Source organism: Mesorhizobium sp. M1E.F.Ca.ET.063.01.1.1 (assembly GCF_003998155.1).
Taxonomy (GTDB): domain Bacteria; phylum Pseudomonadota; class Alphaproteobacteria; order Rhizobiales; family Rhizobiaceae; genus Mesorhizobium.
This window is the reverse complement of record NZ_RZSC01000694.1, coordinates 1-3,078: the sequence shown is the minus strand read 5'-3', so window position 1 is coordinate 3,078 and position 3,078 is coordinate 1. Positions and strand designations below refer to the sequence as shown.

The window sequence follows — 3,078 nt, the reverse complement described above, 5'->3', positions numbered from 1 at the left end:
CATTGGCGCCGATGCGGGCGCGGAAAGGCCGCCCGCGCTCGCGCTCCTGCGCCTCCGGCCCGACGAACGGCACCGTGGTGGGAAGCGCGCCGATGATCGGCGTAAGGGCAGGGCGCTGGCGCATGGCAAAGGCTCGGTTGAGAAAGGGGGCTTCTTGCTAGCGTGAGCCAAGGGTGGGCGCAAGTTGGTTGACAGGTGAGATGGCCTAGCTTGATCGGCACACGGCCGCCAGCTTCCAACGGTTTGCTGCTCGCGCCGGTCTGGTAGCGTAGTGGCGAGACGCTTGCTGTCGGCCCCCCTGACGATATCGTCCGCCCGACAAATGCCTTCGACACGAACGGCGTGCTTCGACTGGATTCTCCCCGCTGCTTTTGCTAGCGAGGCAGGATGAACAACCGATTGCCGCCCGCTTGGGCCAAGCACCTCAAGACCCAACCCTCAGCGAAGGCGGCGCCAACGAAAGCTGTACCGCCCAAAGCCCAGCCGAAGGCCGGTCCGGCTCGTAGTCAGCCCGACGACATGTTGTTGAGGCAGGCGCTCGAGCTGCAAAAAGCCGAGCAATTGCCTGAGGCCGAGGAACTCTGTCTCAAGGTTCTGGCAAGAACGCCAAACCATCCGCTAGCGCTCTACATCTTGGGAACGCTAGGGCTCGGATACGACAACGAGAAAGCCTTGCGGTATTTTGCTCGGGCGGTCGGGGAGGAGCCGCGAAATCCTTACTACCACCTCAGCCTCGGCGAAACCTATTTGAGGCTCAGCGAATTCACGCCGGCGATCAGGCACATTCAGCACGCCCTGGATTTGAAGCCGGATTTGGTGGAAGCGCTTTGCGCCCTGGGCGACGCTTACAAAGCGTTTGACAAGGGGGGAATGGCGCTGCCGCTGTTCGAGAAGGCGCTCAAGATCGACCCAGATCATCCTGTGGCCCGGATGGGGCTGCCCCGCGCGCTCGCGAGCCTTGGGCGTATGGACGAAGCCGCGCTTCATCTGACAGAGGCGATAGCACGGCGCATCGCTGTGCCGGCTGCCTACAATGCACTTGTACACACGCGCAAATTCACGGAAGAGCCGCCCGAGCTTGAGGCAATCCTGATCGAGCTTCGAGATCTGGACCATGGATCGCAGGGAGCGGCAGAGCTCCATCACGCCGCCGGAAAGCTGCTTAATGATCTCCGTCGCTACAAGGAGGCGATGGATCACTTCAAGCAAGGGAATCAAGCCAGAGGCCAAAAATTCGACCTGGAAGACTACCGTCGCTGGGTCGATGCCATGATCGAAATCTTCACACCGGAACTGGTGGCTTCAAGGGCCGCTTACGGCAATCCCTCGGAGGTGCCTGTTTTCGTTGTCGGCATGCCACGCTCGGGGACGACGTTGACGGAGCAGATCTGTGCCAGTCATCCAGACGTTCATGGCGCCGGCGAACTCAGCAAGCTTAGGCGAATAGCTAATGGGATCGGTCTCAAGAACAGCTCAGATACGAACCTGGGCAGATCGATCGCGGCGATTACTCCGGAACTGACCAAAACATTGGCGGCAGAGCATCTTGCCTATTTGCGTGAGCGGGCTCCTGGCGCGCTTCGAATCGTCGACAAGATGCCTCACAATTTCGAGCTGGTTGGCCTGATCGGCATTCTGTTTCCCAACGCGCGCATAATTCATTGCCGCCGCGATGCTGTAGACAATTGCATCTCCTGTTTCGTCCTGCCATTCAGTGAAGCGCACAGCTACAGCGGCGATCTTCAGACTCTCGGGTTGTATTACAGGGAATACGATCGCCTGATGCGGCACTGGAACAATGTCCTTCCGGGTCGCATCTTCGAAAACCGGTACGAGACCCTGATTGAAAACCAAGAGGAGCAGTCGCGCCGTCTCATGGATTATCTCGGGTTGCCCTGGGACGAGGCTTGCCTGCGCTTTTTTGACAGGGATGGTTCGGTGAATACTTTCAGCCGCTGGCAGGTTCGCCAGCCGATCTATACGTCCTCCGTCAAACGATGGAAGAACTATGAAGGCGAGATCCAGCCGCTGATCGAAGCCTTGGGCGATCTTGCTGAGGTTTGAACGGACAGCGCTTGATGCCGGGCGACATCTAGGTTGCATCCTATCCCGTCGGCGTAAGCTTTCCGCCGTGAGGGTCCCCTCAGGCTGAACGCCGCGTTCCTCCCCACCCGCTGGCCTGCCGGGCATCTCCCCCCGCAAGGGGGAGATCGGATGTCGCGCCGGCTTTCGCCAATCGCCAGCGTAGCAAGATTGAGCGGGGCGCTGAAACTGCCAATCTCCCCCTTGTGCGGGAGATGTCCGGCAGGACTGGGGGCGCGAAGGATCACCACCGATCTCAACCCTGCGCGGCAACATTTCTCAATCGGGTCGAGGCCGCGTCGCTTCGCTTCTTACTCTGTCTACGTCTGCCGCTTGTCCGGATTGACCGCTTGCGTGCGGGTCCCTGCGACCGCGCGAAATGCAACCCTCCGCAAATGGCGCCCCGGGTACTGCCGCTACAAAAGAAAAACCCGGCGGTTGCCCGCCGGGTTCAATTTCAGTCAGACGCTGCTGATTAGAACGAGCGCTGGAAGCGGAGGAGACCGCCGACGCTGTTTTTCTTGTTGGCGTTTGTCCAGTTGCCGTAGAACGTGCCATCGTCGAAGTGACCAAAGTGGTCCCAGTCAACTTCGGCCGTGACCGTGAAGCCGGGGACGATGTCGTAAGCGACGTTCGCTGCAAGGCCGTAGTTCTTGTCGTCGTCACCCGACACCTGGAGGTTGAACGAGGTCTTCTCGTTGAACTTGTAGGTGCCGCCGGCCCACCAGGCCCAGTTGCCGCCCCACTGCTTGTAGAAGCCGCGACCGTTGGCATCGATGCCCTGGCGTACGCCTCCGACTACAGGGTGAACAACATTGAGATCGCCATCGGAGCCATAGCCGAACATGCCGAACAGCGAGATAGCGTCGTTGACGGTGACGTCCAAGCGGACCTTGCCGGCGACTTCCTCGTAGTTGGCGTCATAGGCGACAACACCGGTGATCGCGCCCCAGCCCTGCGTGTACTTCACGCCGCCGACGACATGCGGCACATAGC

At 60.2% G+C, this 3,078-nt stretch carries 2 protein-coding genes and 1 pseudogene; 1 reads left to right on the top strand and 2 read right to left on the bottom strand.

Annotated elements, in window-relative coordinates; all coding sequences use genetic code 11:
* A pseudogene (locus EOA29_RS43380) lies at window positions 1–124 on the bottom strand (pyridoxal phosphate-dependent aminotransferase); the annotation flags it as partial.
* Between the two features lie 263 nt (window positions 125–387).
* Between EOA29_RS43380 and EOA29_RS30725 the strand changes: the two are divergent.
* A complete protein-coding gene (locus tag EOA29_RS30725; RefSeq protein ID WP_127222056.1) occupies window positions 388–2,064 on the top strand; it encodes a sulfotransferase in 1,677 nt (558 codons plus the stop codon).
* A gap of 493 nt (window positions 2,065–2,557) precedes the next feature.
* Here EOA29_RS30725 and EOA29_RS30720 read toward each other — a convergent pair.
* Window positions 2,558–3,078, bottom strand: a 521-nt coding sequence (locus EOA29_RS30720) for a porin (protein WP_145969888.1), incomplete at its 5' end; no start/stop codon positions are given.

Coding starts and splice junctions, on each gene's coding strand:
- EOA29_RS30725 (WP_127222056.1), top strand. CDS start 388: ATGAACAACCGATTGCCGCCCGCTTGGGCCAAGCACCTCAAGACCCAA.